Source organism: Burkholderiales bacterium, assembly GCA_023511995.1.
In the GTDB taxonomy this organism is placed as follows: domain Bacteria; phylum Pseudomonadota; class Gammaproteobacteria; order Burkholderiales; family Thiobacteraceae; genus Thiobacter.
In genome coordinates this window covers 43907-69485 of the sequence record JAIMAL010000010.1, presented here as the reverse complement: position 1 = coordinate 69485, position 25579 = coordinate 43907, and the positions used below count along the sequence as shown (strand labels likewise).

23 protein-coding genes are annotated in these 25579 nt (G+C 65.4%); 8 read left to right on the top strand and 15 right to left on the bottom strand.

The features are described 5' to 3' along the window. Window positions 1-26: 26 nt before the first annotated feature. A complete protein-coding gene (locus K6T56_06990) occupies window positions 27-1706 on the bottom strand; it encodes a ubiquinone biosynthesis protein UbiB (GenBank protein ID MCL6556090.1) in 1680 nt (559 codons plus the stop codon). Then, window positions 1706-2359 (bottom strand): hypothetical protein, encoded by a 654-nt coding sequence (locus tag K6T56_06985; GenBank protein MCL6556089.1) that lies wholly within the window; start codon window positions 2357-2359, stop codon window positions 1706-1708. Before K6T56_06985 ends, K6T56_06990 begins: the two co-directional genes overlap by 1 nt. 102 nt (window positions 2360-2461) lie before the next feature. Between K6T56_06985 and K6T56_06980 the strand changes: the two genes are divergently transcribed. From K6T56_06980 to K6T56_06955, 6 genes are all read left to right on the top strand, one after another. Continuing rightward, window positions 2462-2962 (top strand): C40 family peptidase, encoded by a 501-nt coding sequence (locus K6T56_06980; protein MCL6556088.1) that lies wholly within the window; start codon window positions 2462-2464, stop codon window positions 2960-2962. 67 nt (window positions 2963-3029) lie between these two features. After that, window positions 3030-3713, top strand: coding sequence for a hypothetical protein (locus K6T56_06975; protein ID MCL6556087.1), 684 nt, complete (start codon window positions 3030-3032; stop codon window positions 3711-3713). Between the two features lie 268 nt (window positions 3714-3981). Then, the gene (locus tag K6T56_06970) at window positions 3982-4980 is read left to right on the top strand and encodes a Fe(3+) ABC transporter substrate-binding protein (protein ID MCL6556086.1); all 999 of its coding nucleotides are present in this window, start codon (window positions 3982-3984) and stop codon (window positions 4978-4980) included. A gap of 8 nt (window positions 4981-4988) precedes the next feature. Further along, entirely contained in the window at window positions 4989-6656 is a 1668-nt protein-coding gene (locus tag K6T56_06965) for an iron ABC transporter permease (GenBank protein ID MCL6556085.1), read from the top strand. Window position 6657: 1 nt separating this feature from the next. Next, the gene (locus K6T56_06960; GenBank protein MCL6556084.1) at window positions 6658-7701 is read left to right on the top strand and encodes an ABC transporter ATP-binding protein; all 1044 of its coding nucleotides are present in this window, start codon (window positions 6658-6660) and stop codon (window positions 7699-7701) included. 29 nt (window positions 7702-7730) lie between these two features. Next, window positions 7731-10760, top strand: a complete 3030-nt coding sequence (locus tag K6T56_06955) for a response regulator (protein ID MCL6556083.1) — start codon at window positions 7731-7733, stop codon at window positions 10758-10760. Between the two features lie 4 nt (window positions 10761-10764). On the opposite strand, the gene K6T56_06950 is transcribed toward K6T56_06955, so the two are convergent. From K6T56_06950 to clpB, 6 genes are all read right to left on the bottom strand, one after another. Next, on the bottom strand, window positions 10765-11040 hold the full coding sequence (locus tag K6T56_06950; GenBank protein ID MCL6556082.1) for a hypothetical protein: 276 nt from the start codon (window positions 11038-11040) through the stop codon (window positions 10765-10767). A gap of 162 nt (window positions 11041-11202) precedes the next feature. After that, the gene (locus tag K6T56_06945) at window positions 11203-12393 is read right to left on the bottom strand and encodes an iron-containing alcohol dehydrogenase (protein MCL6556081.1); all 1191 of its coding nucleotides are present in this window, start codon (window positions 12391-12393) and stop codon (window positions 11203-11205) included. Continuing rightward, window positions 12390-12695, bottom strand: a complete 306-nt coding sequence (locus K6T56_06940) for an antibiotic biosynthesis monooxygenase (protein MCL6556080.1) — start codon at window positions 12693-12695, stop codon at window positions 12390-12392. Before K6T56_06940 ends, K6T56_06945 begins: the two co-directional genes overlap by 4 nt. Before the next feature lie 11 nt (window positions 12696-12706). Then, window positions 12707-13606, bottom strand: a complete 900-nt coding sequence (locus K6T56_06935; protein MCL6556079.1) for an ankyrin repeat domain-containing protein — start codon at window positions 13604-13606, stop codon at window positions 12707-12709. Between the two features lies 1 nt (window position 13607). After that, window positions 13608-14027 carry a secondary thiamine-phosphate synthase enzyme YjbQ gene (locus tag K6T56_06930; protein ID MCL6556078.1) on the bottom strand — a complete coding sequence of 140 codons (420 nt, stop codon included), beginning with the start codon at window positions 14025-14027 and terminating at the stop codon, window positions 13608-13610. Window positions 14028-14123: 96 nt separating this feature from the next. Further along, on the bottom strand, window positions 14124-16721 hold the full coding sequence (gene clpB / locus K6T56_06925; GenBank protein MCL6556077.1) for an ATP-dependent chaperone ClpB: 2598 nt from the start codon (window positions 16719-16721) through the stop codon (window positions 14124-14126). Between the two features lie 178 nt (window positions 16722-16899). On the opposite strand from clpB, the gene nadC reads away from it, so the two are divergent. Continuing rightward, complete coding sequence (nadC, locus tag K6T56_06920) at window positions 16900-17739, top strand: carboxylating nicotinate-nucleotide diphosphorylase (GenBank protein ID MCL6556076.1); 840 nt, start codon at window positions 16900-16902, stop codon at window positions 17737-17739. Between the two features lie 6 nt (window positions 17740-17745). Here the strand turns inward: nadC and thrC are convergent, their stop codons facing one another. From thrC to alaC, 3 genes are all read right to left on the bottom strand, one after another. Further along, window positions 17746-19164: a threonine synthase gene (gene thrC / locus K6T56_06915; GenBank protein ID MCL6556075.1), complete on the bottom strand. Its 1419-nt coding sequence runs from the start codon at window positions 19162-19164 to the stop codon at window positions 17746-17748. A gap of 29 nt (window positions 19165-19193) precedes the next feature. Continuing rightward, window positions 19194-20507 (bottom strand): homoserine dehydrogenase, encoded by a 1314-nt coding sequence (locus tag K6T56_06910; GenBank protein MCL6556074.1) that lies wholly within the window; start codon window positions 20505-20507, stop codon window positions 19194-19196. Window positions 20508-20593: 86 nt separating this feature from the next. Beyond that, a complete protein-coding gene (gene alaC / locus K6T56_06905; protein ID MCL6556073.1) occupies window positions 20594-21778 on the bottom strand; it encodes an alanine transaminase in 1185 nt (394 codons plus the stop codon). A gap of 78 nt (window positions 21779-21856) precedes the next feature. Between alaC and K6T56_06900 the strand changes: the two genes are divergently transcribed. Further along, window positions 21857-22225 carry an Mth938-like domain-containing protein gene (locus K6T56_06900; protein MCL6556072.1) on the top strand — a complete coding sequence of 123 codons (369 nt, stop codon included), beginning with the start codon at window positions 21857-21859 and terminating at the stop codon, window positions 22223-22225. A gap of 102 nt (window positions 22226-22327) precedes the next feature. On the opposite strand, the gene yrfG is transcribed toward K6T56_06900, so the two are convergent. Genes yrfG through K6T56_06880 form a run of 4 tightly spaced genes read right to left on the bottom strand, consistent with a single transcriptional unit; the run spans window position 22328 to window position 25573 of the window. After that, window positions 22328-22981, bottom strand: a complete 654-nt coding sequence (gene yrfG, locus K6T56_06895) for a GMP/IMP nucleotidase (protein ID MCL6556071.1) — start codon at window positions 22979-22981, stop codon at window positions 22328-22330. A gap of 3 nt (window positions 22982-22984) precedes the next feature. Continuing rightward, complete coding sequence (gene rpoS / locus K6T56_06890; protein ID MCL6556070.1) at window positions 22985-23941, bottom strand: RNA polymerase sigma factor RpoS; 957 nt, start codon at window positions 23939-23941, stop codon at window positions 22985-22987. Next, a complete protein-coding gene (locus K6T56_06885) occupies window positions 23938-24885 on the bottom strand; it encodes a peptidoglycan DD-metalloendopeptidase family protein (protein MCL6556069.1) in 948 nt (315 codons plus the stop codon). The genes rpoS and K6T56_06885 overlap by 4 nt, the downstream gene beginning before the upstream one ends. A gap of 31 nt (window positions 24886-24916) precedes the next feature. Further along, on the bottom strand, window positions 24917-25573 hold the full coding sequence (locus tag K6T56_06880) for a protein-L-isoaspartate(D-aspartate) O-methyltransferase (GenBank protein MCL6556068.1): 657 nt from the start codon (window positions 25571-25573) through the stop codon (window positions 24917-24919). Window positions 25574-25579: the final 6 nt, after the last annotated feature.

Here is a 25579-nt window from a genome sequence, read left to right as displayed (position 1 = left end):
TTCCCCGCAAGAAACCGCAGACGCCTTCAGTCACGCCCCGACCGCCAGATGGAGAAAACGAGCCAGATGCTGTTCATGACGGCGAGCAGGAAGCCGAAAAAACCCAAAATGGGCATGCCGAAAATCTTGGGGCCCCCCTCGATGGTCATGACGATGGAGGAGCCGATGATGAGGCTGGCGGTGAGGATGCCCAGCGTCAGCCGGCTGGTGGCGCGGTCGAGCTGGTGACCGAAGCGCTCCAGGCGTTTGAGATCCAGATCGATGTGTGCCCTGCCCTTGCGCAGTTCCTTGAAGAAGCGCGACAGATCACGGGGCAGGCCCATGAGCACGTTGACCATCTCCCGCACGCTTCGCTCGGCGCGCCGGGCGATGGCCTGGGGCGAATAACGCAGGGGCAGGACCTGATGGATGAAGGGTTCCACATGCTCCCCCATGTCGAAGCTCCCGTCGAGCTGGCGACCCAGACCCTCCAGGGTGATGAGTGCCTTGAAAAGCAGCGTGAGATCGGGGGGCAAAACCAGTTGATGCTCGCGCATGATCACCGTGAGCTCCGACAGCAGCCGGCCCATGCTGATGTCCCGCAACTGCACGCTGGAATAGTTGAAGACGAACTCGATGAGATCGGCGGCAAGCCTCGCCTCGTCCACCGGCCCATCGCCGGTCCATTCCAGGATCACCTCCAGAAGCGCCTGCTCGTCCTTGCGCAGCAGGGCCGCCAGCAAATCCATGATCTGGTTGCGACGCTCCAGGGTCAAAAGCCCCGTCATGCCGAAATCGATCAACCCCAGGCGATGGTCCGGCAGATAGAACACGTTGCCCGGATGGGGATCGGCGTGGAAATAGCCGTGGATGAGGACCATCTTCAGCACCACATTGGCCCCCCGCACGGCAAGCAGGCGCCGGTCAAGCCCCGCGGCATCGACCAGGTCCAGCCGGTTGCCCGGGATGCCGTCGATGCGGTCCTGCACATTCATCACGGTGGAGGTGTAATCCCAATACACGCGGGGGATGACCACCGTCGGATCGTCTGCGAAGAGCTCGGCGAAGCGCTCCACCGCCCGCGCCTCGGCGGCGAGGTCCAGCTCCCGCCGCAGCGACTTGGCAAACTGCTGCACCACGCGGCGTGGCTGATAGCGGCGGGACTCCGGAATCTCCGCTTCGAGCAGCGCGGCAAGATGACCCATGATGCGTAGATCGGCTTCCACCTTGGGCACGATGCCCGGCCGGCGCACTTTGACCACCACCGGCGTGCCATCCTTGAGCACCGCCTCGTGCACCTGGGCAATGGAGGCCGCGGCGCGCGGCTTGGGATCGAGGTGGGGAAAGACTTCCTCAATTGGGCGCCCCAGTGCCGCCGTCATCTCCGGAAGGATGGCCTCGAAGGGCACCGGTGGCACCTGGTCCTGCAGGCGTTCCAGCTCGGCGATCCAGGCGGGCGGCAGAAGATCGACGCGCGTGGCGAGCACCTGGCCCAGTTTCACATAGGTGGGGCCCAGCTCCTCCAGCATGCGTCGGAAACGCTGGGGTGGAGCCAGATGCATGAGTTCGGATTCCTCCTTCCAGTGGAGGACCCGTCCGGCGCGCTCCAGGACGCCCACCAGCCCCAGGCGCCGCACCAGATCACCCAGGCCATGGCGGATGAGCACGGAGCTGATCTCGTGCAGGCGAGGGAAATCCCGCACCACACTGATCGTCTCCCACAGCATCAGTCGCCTTTCCTGTTTCCTGCCGCCTTTTGCCTGAGGGCCTCGGCCATGCCCGCGAGCACACCGCTTGCCACCAGCGCAAGCCGCCGCGCCAGCTCACCCGCGGCCGCCGCCCCCTGCGCCGCCCCGCTTTTCACCGCGGGGGTGAGGCGGTTGCCCAGCGCCTCCACGGTGTGCGCCACCACCCGGCCGGTATCGGTGCCGGTGCGCTGGGCATGGACCGCGAAATCGGCGAGGGCCTGTCTTACCCGGTCGCTCGCCCGGCTGCTCGCTGTCCGCACCGCATCGAGGAAGGTCTGTTCCAGTCGCCTGAGGTCTTCCAGCACCGGGCGGAAATCCTCCTGGGTAAGGGCCTGGCCTTCGGCGATGAGCTGCTCGACGGCGAGCTTGGTGGCTTCGGCGGATTTTTGCACGGCCTCATCCAGACCGGCGAGCGCATCCCTGGCGGCGGCCTTCACCTCGCCGCCCCGCTGCGCCAAGCCGAGGGCGAGGCCCTCGGTGACGGCCGCCAGGACCTGCCTCACCTGGGGCAGATCCAGGGAGCGGGAAGTGAGGGCGCGCAGGGTGAGATCGCGCACGGCGGCGCGCAGATCGGGACTCGCGGCGGCGGTCGCAGCCGCCTCGTCGCGGATTTGTTCAGGGGTGGCGGACATAAAAGGGCTCCTTCTTTGGCGTCGGTCCAATCATAGCGGAAATGCCTCCCGCCCGCCCGGCCCTTTGACTTCCCGCCCGGTTTTGCGTTTATCATTGCCGCCATGGCTGCGAAGATTTATGCCGTCGTGCTGGCGCTCGCCCTCGCCCTCCCCTGCCGCGGAGAGGAGCTCACCTTCGCCCCGCCGGGGGCGGAAGAGGCGAGTGTGCCGGGCTCGCCGGCCGCCGATGTCACCCTCTACGCCCTAAGCCTCACCGGCACGCCCTACCACTATGGTGGGCGGGATACGGAACGGGGCTTCGACTGCAGCGGCTTCGTCGGCCACGTCTTCCGCGAAGTGGCGGGCATCGATCTGCCCCGCAGCGCCGAAGCCATCGCCCGCCTGGGGAGGGAAATCGGGCTTAAGGAGCTCAAGCCCGGCGACCTCGTCTTCTTCAACACCCTGCGCCGGGCCTTCTCCCACGTGGGGATTTATCTCGGCAACCAGCAATTCATCCACGCCTCCAGCAGCAAAACGGGCGAGGTGATGATCTCCAGCCTGCGCGAAGCCTACTGGGCCCGCCGGTTCGATGGCGCGCGGCGGCTTCCTGCCGCCGCCCCCTGATCCCCCTTTGACAGACGGGGCGCACTGGGGCGAAATTGCACCATCGCCGACCCCCCCGGAGGTGCCCATGACCCGCCTTGTCCCATGGCTTTTCGCCCTATGGTTGCCGGCAAGCCTTGCCCAGGGCATGAGCCAGCAAGAACTGGAGGACTGGTTCAACGATGACAGCAGCAGCCGCATCGCCGCCGTCAACGAAGGGGAGCTGGTGTTCCTGCGGCAGCCCCCCGCCAAGCCGGTACATCATCACCAGAACATCATCACCTTGGATGACACCGCTCTGGCCACAGGCTGGGCGCAGCTGAAGCAGTGCCATGACCACCTGGACCGGGTGCCGGCCACCCAGATCGTCTTCCGCGAGGAGAGGGTGCGGGATCTGGAAATCGTCAGCCAGGAAGGCATCGGCAGGGCCTGGGTGGAAGGCGCCAGCGTGCAGCTCAGGGACATCGGCCCCGGCGCCCGTATCTGCCTGCGGCTGCAAAGCCTGGTGCTGCTGCGCAATGCAGACGGCACCTACCACGTGAACAGCGGGCCTTTCATGCGCCGTTTCCTCGATGGCTACTATCCCATGCACGTGAGCATGGAGGTGCGCCTTGCCACCCCGCGGCTGCGCTTCCTCGACATCACCCCGCCAGAGCAGGAAGGCTTCCGCGTCAATGTGAGCCGCCGCCAAGTCAGGTTCGATACCTGGTTCGAGGGCCGGCTGCAAACCCTCATCCGCTTCCGCGGCCCCCAGGGGATGCCCCACGGCTGAAAGGCGGGTTTCCCCTCGAAAGCCCAAAGGGGCAACACCCCGGGGCTTCGCCCCGGCGCCCAGGGTAAGGCGCCTTGCCCCATGCCCCCGCACTGCCCAGACGGAAACCCCGCCGCAAAAACTCGCCCCTTCCCGCGCCGCACCCACGGCGACGGAAAGGCCCTAGGCCCCCCATGGCGACACCCCTTTGGCGGAACGGTCAGAAACTGGTTGCAAATCGTTCTCGTTTGCGTTAGCATGCCCACCGTTACCATTACCGGAGGTTCCCATGTTTTCCAGACTGTTATCGTCCCTCATCCTTCTGGCTGCGGCCGTCTCACCCCTTGCCCACGGCGAGGAGGTGGTGGTCTATTCCGCCCGCAACGAGCAGCTCATCAAGCCCGTGTTCGATGCCTACACCCGCGCCACCGGGGTCACCATCAGGTTCATTACCGACAAGGAGGGGCCCCTCATGCAACGCCTCAAGGCGGAGGGGCCGAACACTCCCGCCGACCTGTTGCTGACGGTGGATGCGGGCAATCTCTGGCAGGCCGCCGAGGAAGGCCTGCTCGCCCCCGTCAACTCCCCCATCCTGCAGAGCAATGTCCCGGCGAGCCTGCGCGATCCCGGAAACCGCTGGTTTGGTCTTTCCGTGCGGGCGCGCACCATCGTCTACAACACCGACCGGGTGCGGGCCAGCGATCTGTCCACCTATGAGGACCTGGCGGATCCCAAGTGGAAGGGCCGGCTTTGCCTGCGCACCTCGAAGAAGGTGTACAACCAGTCCCTGGTGGCGATGCTGATCGCCGAACACGGCGAAGCGAAGACCGAGCGCATCGTCCGCGGCTGGGTGGCCAATCTCGCCACCGATCCCTTCGCCGACGACACGAAGATGATGGAGGCGGTGGCTGCGGGTCAATGTGACGTGGGCATCGGCAACACCTACTACTACGGTCGCCTGATGGAGAAAAAACCCAACCTGCCCCTGGCCCTCTTCTGGCCCAACCAGCAGGGCTCGGGCGTGCATGTGAACATCTCCGGCGCCGGGGTCACCCGTTACGCCAAAAACCGCGCCGGTGCCATCCGCCTTTTGGAATGGCTGTCCTCGCCGGATGCGCAGAACCTTTTCGCCGACGTGAACCTGGAATATCCGGTGAACCCGCAGGTGAAACCGGCGCCGGCGGTGGCGGCCTGGGGCGAATTCAAGCGGAATCCCATCAACGTGGCCAAGGCTGGTGAACTGCAGGCCGCAGCCGTAAAATTGATGGACCGCGCAGGCTACAAATAACGCCCTTCATGTCCGCTCACGCGCTGCCCGAGCGCAAAGCGCCATCTGGCGCTTTTGCCTTTTTTCGCAAAAGGGGCCGTCTGTCTGCCTGGCGCCTGTTCACCTTCACCCTGTGTGTGCTGGTGGCCATTCCCCTCCTCGTGGTGGCCTCCTCCCTGCTACATCCGGATCGGGAAACCTGGCGGCACCTGGCGGACAACGTGCTGCCGGAGCTCATCCGCCACACCCTCCTTCTGACCCTGGGCGTGAGTGTGGCGGCAGGGATCCTGGGAACGGGCCTGGCCTGGCTTACCGCCGTCTGTGACTTCCCGGGCCGCCGCTTTTTTTCCTGGAGCCTCATGCTGCCCCTGGCCCTGCCCGCCTATGTCACGGGCTTCGTCCTGGTGGGGTTGCTGGATTTCACCGGGCCGATCGCCACCCTGCTGCGCCAATGGTTCGGGCCACAGGTCCGTCTGCCCCCCATCCGGTCCGGAGGCGGGGCCGCCCTCGCGCTCACGCTGGCCCTCTACCCCTACGTCTATCTGCTCGCCCGCCATGCCTTTCTGAGCCAGGGCAAACGCGCCCTCGAAGTGGGACAAAGCCTCGGTCTTTCCCGCCGCCAGGGTTTCCTGCGCATCGCCCTGCCCCTGGCGCGTCCCTGGATCGCGGGGGGCGTGGCCCTCGTGGCCATGGAAACCCTCGCCGATTTCGGGACGGTGGCAGTGTTCAATTACGACACCTTCACCACCGGCATCTACAAGGCGTGGTACAGCCTCTTCTCCCTGCCCGCGGCGGCACAACTGGCCTCGCTTCTGATCCTCTTCGTCTTCGTCGTGCTCTTTTTGGAACAGCGCCTGCGCGCGGGGATGCGTTACACGCCCACCGGCCGCAGCGCCGGGCGGGAACGCCTGGTGCTCACGGGTTTTGGCCGCCTGGCCGCGCCCCTCTTCTGCGGCGCGGTGCTCACCGTAGCCTTCATCGTCCCCGTGGGCCAACTCCTGTGGTGGGCGCTGGGGGTGGCGGCCCAGGACCTGGATCTCCGCTATTGGGCCTATCTCGGGCGCTCCCTGCTTCTGGCGGGCATGGCCGCCACCCTCATCACCGCCACGGCCCTGTTGCTCGCCTACGCCCGCCGGCAACAGCGCGGCGCCCTCACCGACGCCATGGTCCGTTTCGCCACCTTGGGCTATGCCGTGCCGGGCGCGGTGCTGGCCATTGGCATCTACCTCCCCATTGCCTGGTTCGACCGGCTCTACATTGGCCTCATGGGCGAGCTCTTCGGACGCGAAGCCGGGCCGCTTCTGGCGGGCACGCTGCTGGCGATGCTTTCCGCCTATCTGGTGCGCTTCCTTGCCGTGGCCCATGAGCCCCTCGCCGCCGCACTGCAGCGCATCACCCCCAGCATGGACGAGGCGGCGCGCAGCCTGGGGCTGTGCAGCCGCCAGCTGATCCAGCGCGTGCATCTGCCGCTGCTCAAAGGGGGCGTGGTGACGGCCATGATCCTCGTTTTCGTGGACGTGATGAAGGAAATGCCCATCACCCTCATGACCCGCCCGTTCGGCTGGGATACCCTGGCCACGCGGATTTTCGAAATGACCTCGGAAGGCGAATGGGAGCGCGCCGCCCTGCCTGCCGTGGCGCTGCTTGTGGCGGGACTCTTTCCCGTCATCCTGCTCACCCGCCAGACGGAACGCTGACATGGCCGCCCACGTGGAACTGATCAGCGTCGGCAAACGTTTTGGCGAAAAAGAGGTGGTGGCGGACCTCTCCTTCCGTCTCGGCCCGGGCAGCATCGGTTGTCTGCTGGGACCCAGCGGCTGTGGCAAGACGACGGTGCTGCGCCTCATCGCCGGCTTCGAGGCGGTGAGTTCCGGCGAGATTCTCTTAAACGGCGAGCCGGTCAGCCGGCCCGGCCACAGTGTGCCGCCGGAGCGCCGACGGGTGGGCATGGTGTTCCAGGATTACGCCCTCTTCCCCCATCTCACCGTGGAAGGCAATGTGGCCTTCGGGCTACACCGCTGGCCGGCGCGGGAGCGCGCCGCGCGGGTGCGGGAACTGCTCGCCCTGGTGGGGCTGGAAGGCCACGAAAGCGCCTATCCCCATGAGCTTTCCGGCGGCCAGCAGCAGCGGGTGGCATTGGCGCGGGCGCTGGCACCGAAACCGGAACTGCTTTTGCTCGACGAACCCTTCTCCAATCTGGATGTGGAACTGCGGGAGCGCCTCGGCCTGGAATTGCGGCAAATCCTCAAGCAGGAGGGCATCACCGCCATCCTCGTCACCCATGACCAGCAGGAAGCCTTCGCCATGGCCGACGAGATCGGCGTCATGCACGCGGGACGTCTGCAGCAATGGGATACCGCCTACCGCCTCTATCACCAACCGGCGAACCGTTTCGTCGCCGATTTCATCGGCCAGGGTGTGTTTCTGCCGGGCACGGTGCTCAATTCCCACCAGATCGAAATCGAGCTCGGCATCCTCAACGGCTCTTTCCCCAGTGAGTGCGCCAAGGGTTGTGCCGTGGACGTGCTCATCCGCCCCGACGACATCGTCCATGACGACACGAGCCCCCTGTTGGCGGAAGTGGTGCACAAGGCCTTCCGCGGCGCGAGCATCCTCTACACCCTGCGCCTGCCCAGTGGCGGTACCGCCCTCTCCCTCGTGCCCAGCCACCACGACCATGCCCTGGGCGAAAAAATCGGCATCCGCCTGGACGTGGACCACGTCGTCGCCTTCAAGCGATAATCCCGGACAGCACGTGCCGGAAGGCCCCTATGGCGAAACTGCCCCGCTTTTCCCGCCGCATGGCCCTCAGCGTGGCCACCGGCTTCGCCCTGGTGCTGGTGCTCATGGTCTCGCTGGCGGTGGTCAGTGTGCGCGAGATGGCCACCATCAACGACCATCTCGAGCGCATCGTCAACGAGAACAACACCAAGGTGGAGCTGGCCACGGCCATGCGGGATGCGCTGCGCCAGCGCATCATTACCATGCACAGCATCGTCATCGCTCCCGATCCCTTCGAGCGGGAGGAGGCGCTGCAGCGTTTCTACGACTTCGGCATCCAGTTCACCAACGCCCGCCAGAAGCTGGACCGGCTCGCCTCCACGCCCCAGGAGAAAATCATCCTGGAACGCATCCGCGCCCTCGCCAACCAGGCCCAACCGAAGGTGGTGAGCGGCATCGAACATGCCATGAACGATGAGCAGGAAGCGGCCCTGCTCATCCTGCGCCAGGATGCCATTCCCATCCAGCAGCGGCTGGTCGCGGAGCTGGAGGCCATGGTGGATTTGCAACGCCAGTGGAGCCGCCAGGCGGCTGAGGAAGCCGCCCTGGCCTACCGCCACACCGTCTGGCTGATGATCGGGCTGGGCACCACCCTGGTGCTGGTGGGCATCGCCGTCTCCGGCTGGGTGGTGCGGCGCATCAGCCTGCAGACCCAGCAGATCGTGCGGGAACAGGTGAAATACAAGACCCTGTTCACCACCAACTCGGATGGCATCGTGCTGGTGGCGGATGGCCGTTTCATCGACTGCAATCCCGCCACCCTCAGCATGTTCGGTTATGACACGGTGGAGGATTTCTGCCGCACCCGGCCCGCGGACCTGGGTCCGCCCACTCAGCCCGACGGCACCCCTTCCGGCGAATATGGCATGCGCCAGATCGAGAAAGCCATACGCGAGGGACACTGCCACTTCGAATGGCTGGGCAAGGCGCGGGATGGCCGGCTGTTCCCGGTGGAAATCGCCCTCCACGCCATGCTGCTCGATGACAAGGTGGTGGTGCAGGCCATCATGCGCGACATCACCGAACGCAAGGAAAACGAGGCCCGTCTGCGCGCCGCTTACGACGCGGCACTGGAGGCTTCCCGCATCAAATCCCAGTTCGTCGCCAATGTGAGCCACGAAATCCGCACGCCCCTCAACGGCATCATCGGCATGGTGGGGCTGCTCCTCGACTCGCGGCTCGATCCCGAACAGCGGGAATGCGCGGAAACCATCCGCCTGTCATCCGAATCGCTCCTCACCATCATCAACGACATCCTGGATTTCGCCAAGATCGAGGCCGGCCGCATGGAGCTGGAGATCGTCCCCTTCGATCTGCGCGAGACGGTGGAGGAGGCCCTGGAACTCTTCGGCGAACGCGCCCACGCCAAGGGGCTGGAGCTTGTCTGCGACCTGCCGCCGCAACTGCCGGCGGAAGTGCTCGGTGACCCCGGAAGGCTGCGGCAAATCCTCATCAACCTGGTGGACAACGCCATCAAGTTCTCCCACCACGGTGAAGTGGTGGTGCGCGGGCGGCTCACCCCCATCGACGAGGCGGAGGTGGAACTGCGGATGGAGGTGAAGGATGCCGGCATCGGCATCAGCCCGGAGGGCATGAAACGGCTGTTCAAGGCCTTTTCCCAGGCGGATGGTTCCACCACCCGCCGGTATGGGGGCACGGGCCTGGGGCTCGCCATCTCCCGTCAGCTTGCCGAGCTCATGGGAGGCAGCATCGGGGCGCAAAGCACGCCCGGCGTGGGCTCCACCTTCTGGTTCACCGCCCGCCTCAAGCGCGGCGCGGCGGAGGAGGAGAGGCCAGATGAAAGCGGCCTTCGCAACGTTTCCGTGCTCCTTGCCGTGGCCAGCGATTCGCTGCGGGAAACCCTGGCCCGCCAGCTTGGCCACTGGGGCATGCGTGTGGAATGCGCCAGTGGCGGCGTCGAAGCCTTCGCCAGACTCAGTGCCGCTGCAAGGCAGGGGGAACCTTTCCGTATCGCCTTTTTCGATGGACGCCTGCTGGAGGAAAACCCGGAGCTCATCGACACCATCGACAAGAATCCCGCGCTCGCCGCCACCGGCCAGATTCTGCTCACCACCCTGGCCATGCGCGCGACCTGGCCCCGTGTGCCGGGGCGGCGCGCCCATCTGCCCAAACCCGTGCGCACTGCGCGTCTGCGCGCCGTGCTGTTGGAACTGCTGGGGCTCGCCCGGCCGGCCCCGGCACCCCTGGAGCCGGTGGCAACGGCTTCGGCCCCGGTGCGGGTGCTGGTGGCGGAGGACAATGCCGTCAACCAGAAAGTGGTGACCCATCTGCTGCGCAAGCTGGGGGTGCGCGCGGACGTGGTGGCCAACGGCCGCGAGGCCGTGGAAGCCATGGCCCGCGTTCCCTACGACCTCGTGCTCATGGATTGCCAGATGCCGGAGCTGGATGGCCTGGAAGCCACCATCGAAATCCGCCACCGGGAGCTGACCCTGCCCGCGCCGCGGCGCACCCCCATTGTCGCCATGTCGGCGGATGCGCGCGAGGAGGCGCGGGAACGCTGCCTCGGTGTGGGCATAGACGCCTACCTGGTGAAGCCGGTGAAACTGGAACAACTGGAAGAGACGCTGAAAACCTGGGTGCCGGCCTGGCATCGTCCCTCGCCTCCCCCACCGGCCGCGGAGAGCACCTCGGCCCCGGCCTTCGATGTCGGCCGGCTTCGCCACTGGTTGCGCCACGACGCTCAGGCGGAAGGGGAGCTCCTTGGCCTGTATCTTTCCACGACGCAAACCCTGCTGGCGGAACTTGCCCAATGTGCGCAGGCCGAAGAGGCTACCCGGCTTGCCGCCAAGGCCCACGAAATCAAGGGCGCCTCCGCCTACGTGGGAGCGGCCGAAATGCAGACCCTGGCCGCCCGCGTGGAACAGGCGGCGCGGGCCGGCGACTGGCAGGGGGTGCGGGAGGGGATCGAGGACCTGGAAGCGGCCTTCATCCGGGTCTGGGCACAGGTCAATCAGCTCGAGGGCGTGCCCGCTTCACCCGCCGGCGAGGGGGGCAGCTGACCCTTCATTGCCGCGCGGGCTGCGGCCGATGGGTGGGGAAGGGTCCCTCGATGACGCGCCGCCCGGCCGGGGGCATGTCCCGTCCCTGGGTGCGCCGGAGGCTCGCTTTCACCTCCGCCTGATAAACCGTCTGGATGAGTTGCGAGGCAAGGGCGCGCGCCTGTTCCGGGGTGAGTTCGAGCCGGGCCTGGGAGGCAGCGAACTCGACACAGACGCGGCCGTTTTCCCCATCCTCCCGCACGGTGATGCCCATCTCCGCAAGGGTTTTCTGATTGCTCATGGTTAGCTTCCTCCGACGTTTGCCCCGACGGAAGCAGCAAGCACCATGCCAGCACCCCGTTATGCCAACATCCTGCTGATTTTCCTGGCAGTTGGAAAGACCCCGCCCGCCCCAACACAACCCCGGACGTCGAGGGACCGACGCCTCTGTCGGCACGCCGGCCTAGAGGCAGCGGTGCAGAATCTGCGCCACCTCCCCGTCGGTGAGGACCACAGGATTGGTTTTCATGCTGGAACCCCGACAGTGGGCGACGATGCGGGGGATGGCCGCCTCGCCCACCCCGTAGGCGGAAAGGCGCGGTAGGTTGAGCGCTCGGGTGAGTTCGGTGAGGCGATGCACGAGGAAGACACGGGCCCCCACCGGTTCCAGATGGGTCTTGTTGCGAAACAGTCGCCCCGCCTGGGCATATTTGATGAGGGCCGGATTGTCCGGATCGCGTTCTTCCATGATGTCGATGTTGGCGCGGGTGGCCTCCGCCACCAGGATGCCGCAGACCACACCATGGGGAATGGGGAAAAAGGCGCCCAGGGGTGAGGCCAGACCATGCACCGACCCCAGCCCCGCCTGCGCCAGGGTGATGCCGGAGATGAGCGCCGCATAGGCCATCTTCGCCCGCCCTTCGGCGGCGCGGGGGCCGCCTTCATACCACTGCAGCAGTCCGTCGCGGGCGGCGGTGAGGCCGCTTACCGCCAGCGCATCGGTGAAGGCATTGGCCCGCGTGGAAACGAAGCTTTCCAGAAGCTGGGTGAGGGCATCCATGCCATTGGCGGCGATGAGTTCCGGCGGACAGGAGGCGAGCAGGTCAGGATCCACCACGGCATATTCCGCCACCAGCTTTTCGTCGCGGAAGGATTTCTTGTATCCCTGCTCGCCGCGCACGGAAAGCACCGCATTCTTGGTGGCCTCGGAGCCGGTGCCGGCGGTGGTGGGCACGGCGATGAAGGGGGTGGCGGGGCCCACATAGGGTTTTTCCGGCCCCACCCCTTCGAGGTGATCCAGCACGGAGTTGCCGGGCTTGAGCAGACCCGCAATGGCCTTGGCGGCATCCAGCACACTGCCACCGCCAATGCCCAGCACCACATCGATGGAAGCATCACGGAAGGCTGCCACCGCCTCATCCACGAGCTGGGGCGACGGTTCCCCCGCCACCTTCAGCCGTTCCCACGACAGTTTTGCCTGGGCAAGCCCCTCGACGAGGCGCTGCCAATGGCCGGCCGCCTCCAGCGAATGGCCACCGGTGACCACCAGCACACGGCGCCCCAACGCGGCACAGAGCCCCGGCACCCTGGCGAAGGCCCCGCTGCCGAATTCGATGCGGGGCAGCCGGGAAATGGAGAAAGGCCCCACCATCATGACCCCAACCCTTCCGGGAACACCAGCTTGTGGGTCACGCCACGGCGGGGCTCCGCCATCCACGGCGCGACGGTGTCCCGCCATTTCAGATAATGGGGCGTGGTCTTGTGGTAAGCCGCCGCCTCGGCATCGCGGAACACTTCGTAGAGCAGGAAACAGGTGGGATCATCGCTCTGCTGCAGCACGTCGAAACGCACGTTGCCGGGCTCGGCTCGGCTGCCCAGATGGTTCTCCCGGGTGGCGGCGATGAAATCGGCCACATGCTCGGGTTTCACGCGCACGTTAACGAGGGTCACATGCATGGCTTCCTCCTTCAGGATTCCAGAAGTCTGACAACCTCGGCATGGCGCCCCGCCCGGGCAAGATCAGCCGGCGTAGCGCCAGCCGCGGTGCAGGCCGTCCGCTGGGCACCGCGGGCGAGGAGAAAACGCACCACCTGCAAATGCCCGTTGGCACTGGCTTTGTGCAGAGGCGTGAACCCCTCATGCCCCGCCTGGTTCACCAGGGCACCACGTTCCACCAGCATCTGCACGATGGCGAGGTGACCGCGGGCCGCCGCCTGCAGGAGCGGTGTGAAGCCATAGACCGTCATCGCGTTGGGATCGGCGCCCTTGTCCAGAATGAAACGCGTGGCCCGCTCGTAGCCATTGAGCGCCGCCCAGTGCAAGGGTTGGTAGCCATAGCGGTCCGCGGCGCGCACTTTGGCCCCCTTGGACAGCAACAACATTGCCGTCTCCTCCCGGCCATTGAAAAGCGCCACCAGAAGTGGCGTCCACTCATCCGCCCGCCGGGTATCCACGTCCATGCCCGCCCGCAGAAAGAGCAGCACCTCCCGCGTCTCACCCCTCTCCACCCGTTGGAAAAAGGTCTCGGGTGCGAAACGTTCCCCCCGTCTTTCCAAGGTGTCGAGAAAGGCCGCGCGCTCGCTCTCGTCCATGGGGGGCTCGTCGGCCCAAGGATCGTCTTCCTCCTGCGGAAGGGCGCGCCACCGATCGTGAGCGAGGGAAAGACGGAGGATGTCCCTTGCTACATCAGGCGGAAAACCCTGTCTGCGCTCTGTATCCGCGATGGAAAGTTCGGCAAAGTATGCCTCGCCGGCGTCGGTGCCCCACAAGTCCGCGATTTTTTCCAGTATGGCGGGGTAATCACGATCGAGCGCATGGGGATAAGGCTCCCCCACTGCGGCCAGATAGGTGGCGAGCTTGGTGTCCACGCTATTCTCCCAGCAGATGCAGCGTCACCTGCCGGCGTTGGGCCGCGTGGCGATGCTCGAACACGTAGATGCCCTGCCAGGTACCCAGCACGGGCGCGCCGCCGGAGACGGGAATGGACAGGCTGGTCTGGGTCAGCGCCGCCCGCACATGGGCGGGCATGTCATCCGGGCCTTCGATCACGTGGGAAAACAGCGGGTCCCCGTCCGGCACCAGACGGGCAAAGAAACGGGCGAGATCCGCCGTCACATCCGGGTCGTAGTTCTCCTGGATGAGGAGGCTGGCCGAAGTATGGCGGATGAAGAGGGTGAGCAGCCCTTCGCGGATGCCCGTGCTGCGCACCCAGGCCACCACCGGCTCGGTACAGGCATAAAGCCCCTTGCCGCGGGTGGCGATGCTCACCGTATGACTCGCCTGACGCATGGGCCCATTGTACTGCGCAGGAACGGCGGCGTGTTTAGCAGGGGCACAAATGGAAACGCGCCCGGGGGAGGCCGGGCGCGTTTCCTGGCCACGCGGTCAGGCGGCCTGGGCCAGGGTGCCCTTCTCGAAGACGATCTCGCCGCCGCGGGCGTCGACGCGGATGACGTCCTTGGGACCGAAGCGGCCGGCGAGGATTTCCTTCGCCAGGGGGTTTTCGATCCGCGCCTGGATCGCCCGTTTCAGCGGACGGGCGCCATAGACCGGGTCGAAGCCGGCCTTGGCGATCTCCGCCAGCGCCGCATCCGTGACCTCCAAGGTCATGTCGTGGGCGGCCAGCCGCTTGGCCAGGTAACCCAACTGAATCCTGGCGATGGACTTGATGTGCTCCTCGCCCAGGGGATGGAACACCACCACTTCGTCAATGCGGTTGATGAACTCCGGCCGGAAATAGTTGCGCACCTCCGCCAGCACCGCCAGCTTGATGACCTGGTAGTCGTCACCCGCCATCTGCTGGATCATCTGGCTGCCCAGGTTGGAGGTCATGACGATCACCGTGTTGCGGAAATCCACGGTGCGCCCCTGACCATCGGTCAGCCGGCCATCATCCAGCACCTGCAGCAGGACGTTGAACACGTCCGGGTGGGCCTTCTCCACCTCGTCGAGGAGGATCACGCTGTAGGGCTTGCGCCGCACCTGTTCGGTGAGGTAGCCCCCCTCCTCATAACCCACGTAGCCCGGCGGCGCACCGATCAGGCGGGCCACCGAATGCTTCTCCATGTACTCCGACATGTCGATGCGGATCAGGTGATCCTCGGAGTCGAAGAGGAAGGCAGCCAGCGCCTTGCACAGTTCGGTCTTGCCCACCCCGGTGGGACCAAGGAAGAGGAAAGAGCCATAGGGCCGGTTGGGGTCGGCAAGCCCGGCACGGGAGCGCCGGATGGCATCGGCCACCGCCCGCACCGCCTCGTCCTGCCCCACCACGCGCTCGTGCAGCGCCTCCTCCATGTGCAAAAGCTTCTCCCGTTCCCCCTGCAGCATCTTGGCCACGGGAATGCCGGTCATGCGCGAGACCACCTCCGCGATCTCCTCCGCGCCCACCTGGGTCCGCAGCAGCTTGAACTTGCGCTTTTCCGTGCCCGCGGCCTCCGCCTGCTTGAGCTGGGCCTCGAGCTGAGGCAGCTTGCCGTACTGGATTTCCGCGACCTTGTCCAGTTGACCCTTACGCTGCAGCTCGGCCATTTCCGCGCGCAGCCGTTCGATCTCCTCCTTGATGTGTTGCGTGCCCTGGACCATGGCCTTTTCCGCCTTCCAGATTTCCTCCAGGTCGGAGTATTCCTTCTCCAGGCGGGCGATCTCCTCCTCGAGGAGGGCCAGGCGTTTTTGCGAAGCCTCGTCCTTTTCCTTGCGCACCGCCTCCCGCTCGATCTTGAGCTGGATCAGGCGCCGCTCCAGCTTGTCCATGGCCTCTGGTTTGGAATCGATTTCCATCTTGATCCGCGCCGCCGCCTCATCGATGAGGTCGATGGCCTTGTCGGGCAGGAAACGGTCGGTGATGTAGCGGTGGGACAACTCCGCCGCGGCCACGATCGCCGGGTCGGTGATCTCCACCCCGTGGTGCAGTTCGTATTTCTCCTGCAGTCCGCGCAGGATGGCGATGGTGTCCTCCACCGACGGTTCTTCCACCAGCACCTTCTGGAAACGCCGCTCCAGCGCCGGATCTTTCTCGATGTATTTGCGGTATTCGTCCAACGTGGTGGCGCCGATGCAATGCAGCTCCCCGCGCGCCAGCGCAGGCTTCAGCATATTGCCGGCATCGATGGCGCCTTCGGCCTTTCCCGCCCCCACCAGGGTGTGGATTTCGTCGATGAAGAGGATGATGCGCCCTTCCTCCTGGGCGATCTCCTTGAGCACGGCCTTGAGCCGCTCCTCGAATTCACCGCGGTATTTGGCGCCGGCCAGAAGCCCCGCCATGTCCAGGGAGAGGACACGCTTGTTTTTCAGCGTCTCCGGCACTTCGCCGTTGACGATACGCTGGGCGAGCCCCTCGACGATGGCGGTCTTGCCGACGCCGGGCTCGCCGATCAGCACCGGGTTGTTCTTCGTCCGCCGCTGCAGGATCTGGATGGTGCGACGGATTTCGTCATCCCGCCCGATCACCGGGTCGAGCTTGCCTTCGCGGGCCCGCTCGGTGAGGTCGATGGTGTATTTCTTCAGGGCTTCACGGGTGGCCTCGGCTTCCGGATTTTGCACGGTTTCCCCTCCACGGATGGCATTGATGGCTTTTTCGATGGCGGCGCGCGTCGCCCCTGCATCTTTCAGGGCGCGGCCGGTATCGCCCTTATCCTCCAGGGCGGCAAGCAGGAACATTTCCGAGGCGATGTATTGATCGCCCCGCTTCTGCGCCTCGCGGTCGGTGAGATTGAGCAGATTGTTGAGATCGCGGGAAATGTTGATTTCCCCGCCATGCCCCTCCACTTTGGGCAGACGTTTGATGGACGCCTCCAGGGACGTGCGCAGGGCCTGCACGTTGGCCCCGGCCCGCTGCAGGATGGAGGCGACACTGCCGTCCTCCTGGTTGAGGAGCGCAAGCAGCAGGTGCTGGGGCTCGATGTAGGGGTTGTCGTTGCCCACCGCCATGCTCTGCGCATCGGCAAAGGCCTGCTGGAATTTGGTGGTCAGTTTGTCGAAACGCATCGTGATCCTTTCCCAAGGGTGTGATTTGCTCTCAATATAGGGGGTAACGGCGGGATTTCAACGGGCCGGGTTGCCGCTTACAGGCTTACAGTATGGAGGCGCCAAAAAAAGACCGTTCTTGCCTCTCCCCCGCCTCCTCCCCGGTGGGGTGCGCCGTTTCACGCTAGAATGCGGGCCCATGAATGACAGCGAACTTTGGCGCGCCATCGAGGCCAACGTCACGGCTGCGCTGGCGGAGGATCTGGGACCGGGGGATCCCACCGCCGCCCTCATTCCCCCCGAAAGACGCGCAACCGCCCGCCTCATCACGCGGGAGGCGGCGATTCTGTGTGGTCAACCCTGGTTCGAGGCCTGTTTCCGCCGTCTGGATCCGGACGTGATCTTCCGCTGGCGGGCAACCGAGGGGCAGGCACTCACGGTGGGCATGGAGGTGTGCGAGATCGAAGGGAAGGCCCGCGCGCTTCTGTCCGCCGAGCGCTCGGCCCTGAATTTCCTGCAGACGCTTTCCGCGGTGGCCACCGTCACCCGGCGTTACGTGGAGGCAGTGGCGGGCACCCGGGCGCGCATCATGGATACCCGCAAGACCCTGCCGGGCCTGCGTGTTGCGCAGAAATATGCGGTGCGCGTGGGCGGCGGGGTGAATCAGCGCATGGGGCTGTTCGATGGCATCCTGATCAAGGAAAACCACATCGCGGCCGCCGGAGGCATTGCGCAGGTGATGGCCGCGGCGCGCCTGGCGGCACCGGGCTTAAGCATTCAGATCGAGGTGGAAAACCTGGCGCAGCTCGAAGAGGCGCTGGCGGCGGGCGCGACTTTGGTGTTGCTCGACAATTTCCCCCTGGCTGCGCTGCGGGAAGCGGTGCGGCTTGCAGCGGGGCGCGCCGAGCTCGAGGCCTCCGGCGGTATCAACCTCAGCAACGTGCGCGCGGTGGCGGAAACCGGGGTGGACCGTATCTCCGTCGGCAGCCTGACCAAGCACATCAAGGCGGTGGATTTCTCCCTGCGCATTCCCCTGTGAAGGGCCTCAGGCGTGGGCGGCAATGTACCGCTTGACCTGCTCCACGTCGGCCTCCACCACCTCCACCCGCTGCGGCCGTTCCTCCAGCCCCAGGAGGTCCGCCGGCCGCTCCGGCGGCCGCCCCAATGCCTCGCGGATCGTTTCCTCAAATTTGGCGGGCAGCGCGGTTTCCAGGCAGATGAGGGGCACCTCCGGCTCGCGGTATTCCAGCCCCACCTTGAGGCCGTCTGCGGTGTGGGGATCGATGATCTGTCCGTACTTTTCGTACACCATGCGGATGGTGGCGATACGGTTGGCATGGGTACTGCGTCCAGAGACGAAGCCAAATTCCTTCACCCGGGCAAACTCCTCCGCCGACAGGGTGATACCTTCGCCGCGGTCCACATGGGACCAAAGCTGCCGGATGCGCGCCGGATCACGCCCCACGGCATCGAAAATCATGCGTTCGAAGTTGGACGCCTTGGAGATGTCCATGGAGGGGCTTGAGGTGCGCAGGGTGCGTGCCCGTGGCGCGTAATGACCGGTCCTGAAAAACTCGTCGAGCACGTCGTTTTCGTTGGTGGCCACGATCAGACGACGGATCGGCAGGCCCATCATGCGCGCGATGTGTCCGGCGAGGACATTGCCGAAATTGCCGGAAGGCACGGCAAAAGAAACTTGCCGGCCGATCTCCTCCACCACCGCCAGGTAGGCCTTGAAGTAATAGACCACCTGGGCGGCGATGCGTCCCCAGTTGATGGAATTGACCGCGCCGATGTGGTAGCGGGACTTGAATTCCAGGTCATTGGACACCGCCTTGACGATGTCCTGGCAGTCGTCGAAGGATCCGCGCACGGCAAGGTTGTGGATGTTCGGGTCCATGAGGGAATACATCTGCGCCCGCTGGAAGGGACTCATGGCGCCGAAAGGCGAGAGCATGAAGACGCGGATGCTCCGCTTGCCCCGCATGGCGTATTCCGCCGCCGAACCGGTGTCGCCGGAGGTGGCGCCGAGAATGTTGAGGGTGGCGCCGGTGCGTGCCAGGACATATTCGAAAAGGTTGCCCAAAAGCTGCATGGCCATGTCCTTGAAGGCCAGCGTGGGACCATTGGACAGGGCGAGGATGAACAGGCCATCTTCGAGACGGCGCACCGGCGTGATGTCGGCGGCATTTTCCCCCGGTCGGGTGTGGCAGTACACCGCGGGCGTATAGGTCCGGTGCACGAGCCCCCGCAGGTCATCCCCCGCTATGTCAGGGGCGAAGCGGGAAAGAATGGCAAACGCGAGCTCCGCGTAATCCAGACTGCGCCACGCTTCGAGCTGTGCAAGGCTTACGCGGGGATAATCCGTCGGCACGTAAAGGCCACCGTCTGGTGCCAGACCGCCGAGGAGGATTTGCAAAAAAGACTGCGGTTCGGCGCCGCCGCGGGTGGAGATGTATTCCATGGCCACTTTCCAGACTTTTCCGGCCCGCCTCAGGTGAGGGTTTCCAGTCGCAGTTTGATCACCGCACCGGAAATGGTGGGCAGGGCCTCGATCCGGCTGATGGCCTGCACCACGTGTTTTTCCAGCGTCTCGTGGGTGAGCATGATGATGTCCACCTGCTCCTCGCCCTCTTCCGGCTCCTTCTGGATCATGGCATCGATGGAGATGCCGAGATCGGCCAGAATCCGCGTGATGTCCGCCAGCACGCCCGGCCGGTCGTAGGCCCGCATGCGCAGATAGTAGGCGGTGCGCACCTCGCCGATGGGCAGAATGGGCTCATCGGAGAGGGCATCCGGTTGGAAGGCGAGATGGGGAACGCGGTTTTCCGGGTCCGCCGTCGCCATGCGCGTCACATCCACCAGGTCCGCCACCACGGCGGAGGCAGTGGGCTCCGCCCCCGCGCCGCGCCCGTAATAGAGGGTATGCCCCACCGCATCGCCCTTGACCAGGATGGCATTCATCACTCCATCCACGTTGGCGATGAGCCGGCGGGCGGGGATCAGGGTGGGGTGTACCCGCAACTCGATCCCCTTCTCCGTGCGTTTGGTGATGCCCAGCAGTTTGATGCGATAGCCAAGCTCCTCGGCGTAGCGCATGTCCTCGCGGGTGAGCTGCGAAATGCCTTCGGTGTAGGCCTTGTCAAACTGCATGGGAATGCCGAAGGCGATGGCGGAGAGAATGGTGAGCTTGTGCGCGGCGTCGATGCCTTCGATGTCGAAGGTGGGATCGGCCTCCGCATAGCCGAGACGCTGCGCCTCCGCCAGCACCTCGGCAAAGGGCAGGCCTTTGTTGCGCATCTCGGTGAGGATGAAATTGGTGGTGCCGTTGATGATGCCGGCCACCCACTCGATGTGATTCGCGGTCAGACCCTCGCGGATCGCCTTGATGATGGGAATGCCGCCGCCCACCGCCGCCTCGAAGGCGACCATCACCTGCTTTTCCTGCGCCAGGGCGAAGATTTCATTGCCATGTTTGGCGATCAGGGCCTTGTTCGCGGTCACCACATGCTTGCCGTTGCAGATGGCCTGCATCACCAGTTCCCTGGCGGGGCTGGTGCCACCGATGAGTTCCACCACGATGTCGATGTCCGGATGGTTGACCACGGCCATCGCATCGTCGGTGATGGCGAGCCCCTCGCCACCGTATTGACGGCGCGCCCGCTCCACGTTGCGCACCGCGGCCATCACCACGCGAATCTCCCGCCCGGCACGGCGGCTAATCTCCCCCGCGTTGCGGCGCAGGACGGTGAGGGTGCCACCCCCCACCGTTCCCAGTCCCAGCAGACCGACGTTGATTGGTTTCATTGCCTTTCCCTGAAAATGATTGCCTACCTGCAGGCACCGCCCCTCGGCGGAAGCGACGGTGCGCCTTGCCGGAAGGGCTAACGCCTCTAGAGGAGTCCGTCTTTCTTGAACATCTCGCGGATGCCACGAATCGCCTGACGGGTGCGCGCTTCGTTCTCGATGAGGGAAAAACGCACGTGGTCATCGCCATAATCGCCAAAGCCGATGCCGGGAGACACCGCCACCTTCGCCTCCGCCAGCAGTTTCTTCGCGAACTCCAGGGAACCCATGGCCCGATAGGGTTCGGGAATGGGCGCCCAGACGAACATGGTGGCCTTGGGCACCTCCACCGGCCAGCCGATGGCGTGCAGTCCCTTGCACAGGGCATCCCGCCGCCGCTGGTACATATCGCGGATTTCCCGCACACAGTCCTGGGGCCCCTCCAAGGCGAGGATGCTCGCCACCTGGATGGGCGTGAAGGTGCCGTAGTCGTGGTAGCTCTTGATGCGCGCGAGCGCCGCCACCAGGTCCCGGTTGCCCACCATGAAGCCAACCCGCCAGCCCGGCATGTTGTAGCTCTTGGAGAGGGTGAAGAATTCCACCGCGATCTCCTTCGCCCCCGGCACCTGCATGATGGACGGCGCCCGGTAGCCGTCGAAAACGATGTCGGCATAGGCGATGTCGTGCACCACATAGATGCCCTGCTCCCGGCACATGGCCACCACCTTTTCGAAGAAGGGCAGTTCCACACACTGGGTGGTGGGGTTGCTGGGGAAGTTAAGGATGAGCATCTTGGGCTTGGGATAGGAGGTGCGGATGGCCTTTTCCAGCGCCTCGAAGAAATCCATGCCCGGACGCATGGGGATGTATTGGATATCCGCCCCGGCGATGACCGGCCCGTAAATGTGGATGGGATAGCTGGGATTGGGTACCAGCACGATGTCGCCCTTGTCCAGCGTGGCCAGACACAGGTGGGCAATGCCCTCCTTGGAGCCGATGGTGACGATCGCCTCGGTGTCGGGATCGATCTCCACCCCGTAACGGCTGGCGTACCAATGACTGATGGCCCGGCGCAGGCGGGGAATGCCCTTGGAGACCGAATAGCGGTGGGTGTCGCCCCGCTGCGCACTTTCGATCAGCTTGTCCACGATGTGCCGGGGCGTGGGCTGGTCGGGGTTGCCCATGCCGAAGTCAACGATGTCCTCGCCCCGCCGCCGGGCGGCCGCCTTCAGCTCCCCCGTGATATTGAAGACATAGGGCGGCAGGCGGGAGATACGGGGAAATGCATCCATGGTTCCGCGAAATGGCCAAAAAGCCAAAAAAGATATAATGTTACAGAACCGCTCCGGCCCCCGCAACGACGCCCCCCGATGAAGCTGCACCTCGACCGTTTCGGCAATCAGAATGCCTTCACCGGTTACGGCGAAGGTTACGTCCTCATCAACCAGCAGCGCTTCGAGCGCAGCCTGATCGTGCTTCCCGACCGCATCATCGCCGATTGGGCGCCGCGGCGCGTGGAGGAGCTCACCGCAGCCGACAGCGCGCTGCTGGCGGATCTGCCGGCGGACATCCTCCTCCTCGGCACCGGGCGGCGCTTGTGCTTCCCCCCGGCACCCCTCCTGCAAGCTCTCACGACGAGGGGGATCGGCATGGAGGTGATGGACAGCCACGCCGCCGCCCGCACCTACAACATCCTCCTCGCCGAAGGCCGGCGGGTGGCCGCCGCCCTCCTCCTCTAGCGGCAAGCCTCTCCCAGAGCTTCTGCGAGGCAGCGGCCACGGTGACCCCGCCGCCCACAGCGTGGCTTCCGCCCCGCAAGGGGGATCGCTTCGGCGCTTCGTTCAGGGAGGAAGAATGTCGGCGAAACTGAGAAGCAGGGGAAACTCCTGAGCTTCCCGCGCCGGTGCCTGGGAATCCGGCCGCGCCACGGCGAGGAGATGCCGGATGCCATAGGCCCGGGCCGCACGCAGCACCGGCAGACTGTCGTCGATGAGCAGGGTGCGTCCGGGCGCGAAGGATTCGCGCGCGGCAAGCCAGGGCCAGAACTCCGGGTGTTCCTTGGGCCGCCCGCATTCATGGGCGCAGACGATGGCATCGAAATAGCGGTCAAGCTCCGTGCGTTCCAGCTTGAGGGTCAGACTCACCTGGTGCGCATTGGTCACCAGCACGACGCGCTTTCCCCGCTCCCGCACGCGGCTGAGGAAAGGCTCCACGTGGGGATGGACGGCGATCAGGTGGGCCACCTCGCGCTTTAAGCGCGCGATGTCGAGTCCCAGCTCCCGGCTCCAGTAGTCGACGCAATACCACTCCATCGTCCCGGCCACCCGGGCATAACGGGACAGCAGCGCCTGCCGTGCCGTAGCCAAGGGAAGGCTGTGCTTTTCCGCATAGCGCTGCGGCACGTGGGCGAGCCAGAAATGGTTGTCGTAGTGGAGGTCGACGAGGGTACCGTCCATGTCCACAAGGACGGTGTCGATGGTCTGCCAGTCGAGCATCGGCTAGAGCAGGGAATCCTTGGACACCCCGGCACGGCGGAGAATCCGCCGCAGGGACTGCAGGGCCTCCATCTGGATCTGGCGCACCCGCTCCCGGGTGATCCCGTGGGCGGCCGCCACCTCCTCCAGGGTGCTCACCTCGTAGCCATTGAGACCGAAGCGGCGTTCGATCACCGAACGCTGTTTGTCGGGGAGCTGCTCCAGCCACTCCTGCACATAGCGTTCCATTTCCGCCTGTTGCAGCCACACTTCCGGCAACACCCCCTGCTCGTCGGGAATCGCCTCGCCGATGGAAAGATTGGGGTCGATGTCCAGGGGCGCATCGAGGGAGGCCATGCGCTCGTTCAGGCTCAGGATGTAACGCACCTCCTCCACGTCACGCCCCAGCAGATGGGCCACATCCTCCGCCGTGGGATCGGGTTTGCCGTGGGCCTCCAGGTGCCGCTGCGCGCGCAGATAGGTGTTGAGCTCCTTGATGATGTGCACCGGCAGGCGAATGGTGCGCGACTGATTCATGATGGCGCGCTCGATGTTCTGCCTGATCCACCAGGTGGCGTAGGTGGAAAAGCGGAAGCCCCGCTCCGGGTCGAATTTCTCCAGGGCGTGAATGAGACCGAGATTCCCCTCCTCGATCAGGTCCAGAAGCGGCAGACCCCGGTTCACGTAGTGCTTGGCGATGTTGACCACCAGTCGCAGATTGCACTCGATCATGCGCTGGCGTGCCATGAAATCCCCCTGGACCACGCGCCGCGTAAGTTCCAGCTCCTCTTCCGCCGAAAGCAGGGCATTGTGCCCGATTTCGTTGAGATAAATCTGGGTGACGTCGGCGTTGAGATCGGACAGGAACTCGCCTTCCGCCGTTTCCGTGGCCGGTTCGGCCACCCCCTCGGGCGCGCCGGCCACTTCCGGGGGCAGCTCGTTTTCCTCGGGGGCGTCCTGGGGGTCGAATCCGGAAATCATGAGCTCCTGTCGTTGGGCAGGTATTTGAGCGGGTCCACGGGTTTGCCGAGGCGGCGGATTTCGAAATGGAGCTTCACGCGGTCGGCGTCGGTGTCCCCCATCTCCGCGATCTTCTGCCCACGCACCACCGACTGACCTTCCTTCACCAGGATCTGGCTGTTGTGGGCATAGACGCTGAAGTAGCTCTTGTTGTGCTTAATGATGATGAGTTTGCCATAGCCGCGCAAGGTGGTGCCGGTGTGCACCACCTTGCCCGCGGCAGCAGCGTTCACCGGCTGGCCGGCGCTGCCCGCAATGTCCACCCCTTTGTTTCCCCCCTCGCCGAAGGTGGCGATGATTTTGCCGCTCGCCGGCCAGACCCATTCGACCCGCTCCGGATCGTCCTCCTCCCCTTGCGGCGCATCCTTTTCGGCGGGCTTTTCGGCCGGTTTTTCCGGCGCCGGGCCGGCTGCCGGCGCAGCAGGTGCCTCTGTGCGGGGCGCCGGCGTTGCGGGCTTTTCCAGCCTGGCCAATGCCTGCTCGGAATAGGGCAGCCGCAGCGCCTTGGGCTCTGACTTCACATTGCCCGTGGCGGAGGGCAGGGGCTTGGCCTCGGCCAGGGGGGCGGTGCGCAGGGGTTGCACCCCCTCGCCATTGGGCGGAGTCAGCCGCAAGACCTGGCCGACGCGGATGAGGTAGGGCTCGCCGATGCCGTTCCATTCGGCAAGCTCCCGGTAATCGAGGCCGAATTCCAGGGCGAGCCCATAGAGGGTGTCACCCTTTTTCACCGTGTAGGTGGCAGGCCGCCAGTCCGCTTCGGGCGCGGGCCTTCCCGCCGGTTTGGCCGGCGGGGTTTTCGCCGTCTCCGCCGGCAGACGGTCAATCACCGGTGCCCGTTTGGGGCTGCCCCCACAGGCGGCAAGCAGCATGGGGATGAGGACAATCAGCAGAATTTTGCCGGACATGGCGTTTCCCTCACGGCCGCTGTGCGCCGGATCAGGCCATCCCCGGCAAAAGCGGCACGAATTTGACCTCTTCCAGTTCGAGCTGTTGAAAGCCCAGCGCCGATCGCTCGACGACGGTGAGCCGCTGTGTGTCCGTGCCCAGGGGGAGGACCAGGCGGCCGCCGGGGGCGAGCTGGGCGAGGAGCTTCTCGGAGATGTGAGTGGCGGCGGCGGTCATGACGATGGCATCGAAGGGGGCGAGCTCGGGCAGCCCCTGGCTGCCATCGGCGTATTTGACCTTGACGTTGAACAGGCGCAGTTCCCTGAGATTCCTGCGCGCCCGGGCAATGAGCGGCGCAATGCGCTCGATGGTGATCACCTCCTGGGCGAGCTTCGCCAGAATGGCCGCCTGATAGCCGCAGCCGGTGCCGATTTCCAGCACCCGCTTCAGACTGCGCCCGTTGCGCGCCAATTCCGTCATGCGCGCCACCGTATAGGGTTGGGAGATGGTCTGGCCGAAGCCGATGGGCAACGCCACGTCGTCGTAGGCGCGGCTCGCCAGGGCCTCTTCGACGAAGATGTGCCGTGGCACGGCACCGATGGCCGCCAGCACCACCTCGTCGGCGATCCCCTGCCCCCTCAGACGCTCCACCATGCGCGCCCGAGTGCGCTGGGAGGTCATGCCGATGCCGGAAAATCTGCTGCTCACCGGCCC

What these genes read in the sequence shown, in the direction of transcription:
- K6T56_06990 (MCL6556090.1), bottom strand. Translation starts at nt 1,706, where the DNA reads ATGCTGTGGGAGACGATCAGTGTGGTGCGGGATTTCCCTCGCCTGCAC.
- K6T56_06985 (MCL6556089.1), bottom strand. Translation starts at nt 2,359, where the DNA reads ATGTCCGCCACCCCTGAACAAATCCGCGACGAGGCGGCTGCGACCGCC.
- K6T56_06980 (MCL6556088.1), top strand. Translation starts at nt 2,462, where the DNA reads ATGGCTGCGAAGATTTATGCCGTCGTGCTGGCGCTCGCCCTCGCCCTC.
- K6T56_06975 (MCL6556087.1), top strand. Translation starts at nt 3,030, where the DNA reads ATGACCCGCCTTGTCCCATGGCTTTTCGCCCTATGGTTGCCGGCAAGC.
- K6T56_06970 (MCL6556086.1), top strand. Translation starts at nt 3,982, where the DNA reads ATGTTTTCCAGACTGTTATCGTCCCTCATCCTTCTGGCTGCGGCCGTC.
- K6T56_06965 (MCL6556085.1), top strand. Translation starts at nt 4,989, where the DNA reads ATGTCCGCTCACGCGCTGCCCGAGCGCAAAGCGCCATCTGGCGCTTTT.
- K6T56_06960 (MCL6556084.1), top strand. Translation starts at nt 6,658, where the DNA reads ATGGCCGCCCACGTGGAACTGATCAGCGTCGGCAAACGTTTTGGCGAA.
- K6T56_06955 (MCL6556083.1), top strand. Translation starts at nt 7,731, where the DNA reads ATGGCGAAACTGCCCCGCTTTTCCCGCCGCATGGCCCTCAGCGTGGCC.
- K6T56_06950 (MCL6556082.1), bottom strand. Translation starts at nt 11,040, where the DNA reads ATGAGCAATCAGAAAACCCTTGCGGAGATGGGCATCACCGTGCGGGAG.
- K6T56_06945 (MCL6556081.1), bottom strand. Translation starts at nt 12,393, where the DNA reads ATGATGGTGGGGCCTTTCTCCATTTCCCGGCTGCCCCGCATCGAATTC.
- K6T56_06940 (MCL6556080.1), bottom strand. Translation starts at nt 12,695, where the DNA reads ATGCATGTGACCCTCGTTAACGTGCGCGTGAAACCCGAGCATGTGGCC.
- K6T56_06930 (MCL6556078.1), bottom strand. Translation starts at nt 14,027, where the DNA reads ATGCGTCAGGCGAGTCATACGGTGAGCATCGCCACCCGCGGCAAGGGG.
- clpB (MCL6556077.1), bottom strand. Translation starts at nt 16,721, where the DNA reads ATGCGTTTCGACAAACTGACCACCAAATTCCAGCAGGCCTTTGCCGAT.
- nadC (MCL6556076.1), top strand. Translation starts at nt 16,900, where the DNA reads ATGAATGACAGCGAACTTTGGCGCGCCATCGAGGCCAACGTCACGGCT.
- thrC (MCL6556075.1), bottom strand. Translation starts at nt 19,164, where the DNA reads ATGGAATACATCTCCACCCGCGGCGGCGCCGAACCGCAGTCTTTTTTG.
- K6T56_06910 (MCL6556074.1), bottom strand. Translation starts at nt 20,507, where the DNA reads ATGAAACCAATCAACGTCGGTCTGCTGGGACTGGGAACGGTGGGGGGT.
- alaC (MCL6556073.1), bottom strand. Translation starts at nt 21,778, where the DNA reads ATGGATGCATTTCCCCGTATCTCCCGCCTGCCGCCCTATGTCTTCAAT.
- K6T56_06900 (MCL6556072.1), top strand. Translation starts at nt 21,857, where the DNA reads ATGAAGCTGCACCTCGACCGTTTCGGCAATCAGAATGCCTTCACCGGT.
- yrfG (MCL6556071.1), bottom strand. Translation starts at nt 22,981, where the DNA reads ATGCTCGACTGGCAGACCATCGACACCGTCCTTGTGGACATGGACGGT.
- rpoS (MCL6556070.1), bottom strand. Translation starts at nt 23,941, where the DNA reads ATGATTTCCGGATTCGACCCCCAGGACGCCCCCGAGGAAAACGAGCTG.
- K6T56_06885 (MCL6556069.1), bottom strand. Translation starts at nt 24,885, where the DNA reads ATGTCCGGCAAAATTCTGCTGATTGTCCTCATCCCCATGCTGCTTGCC.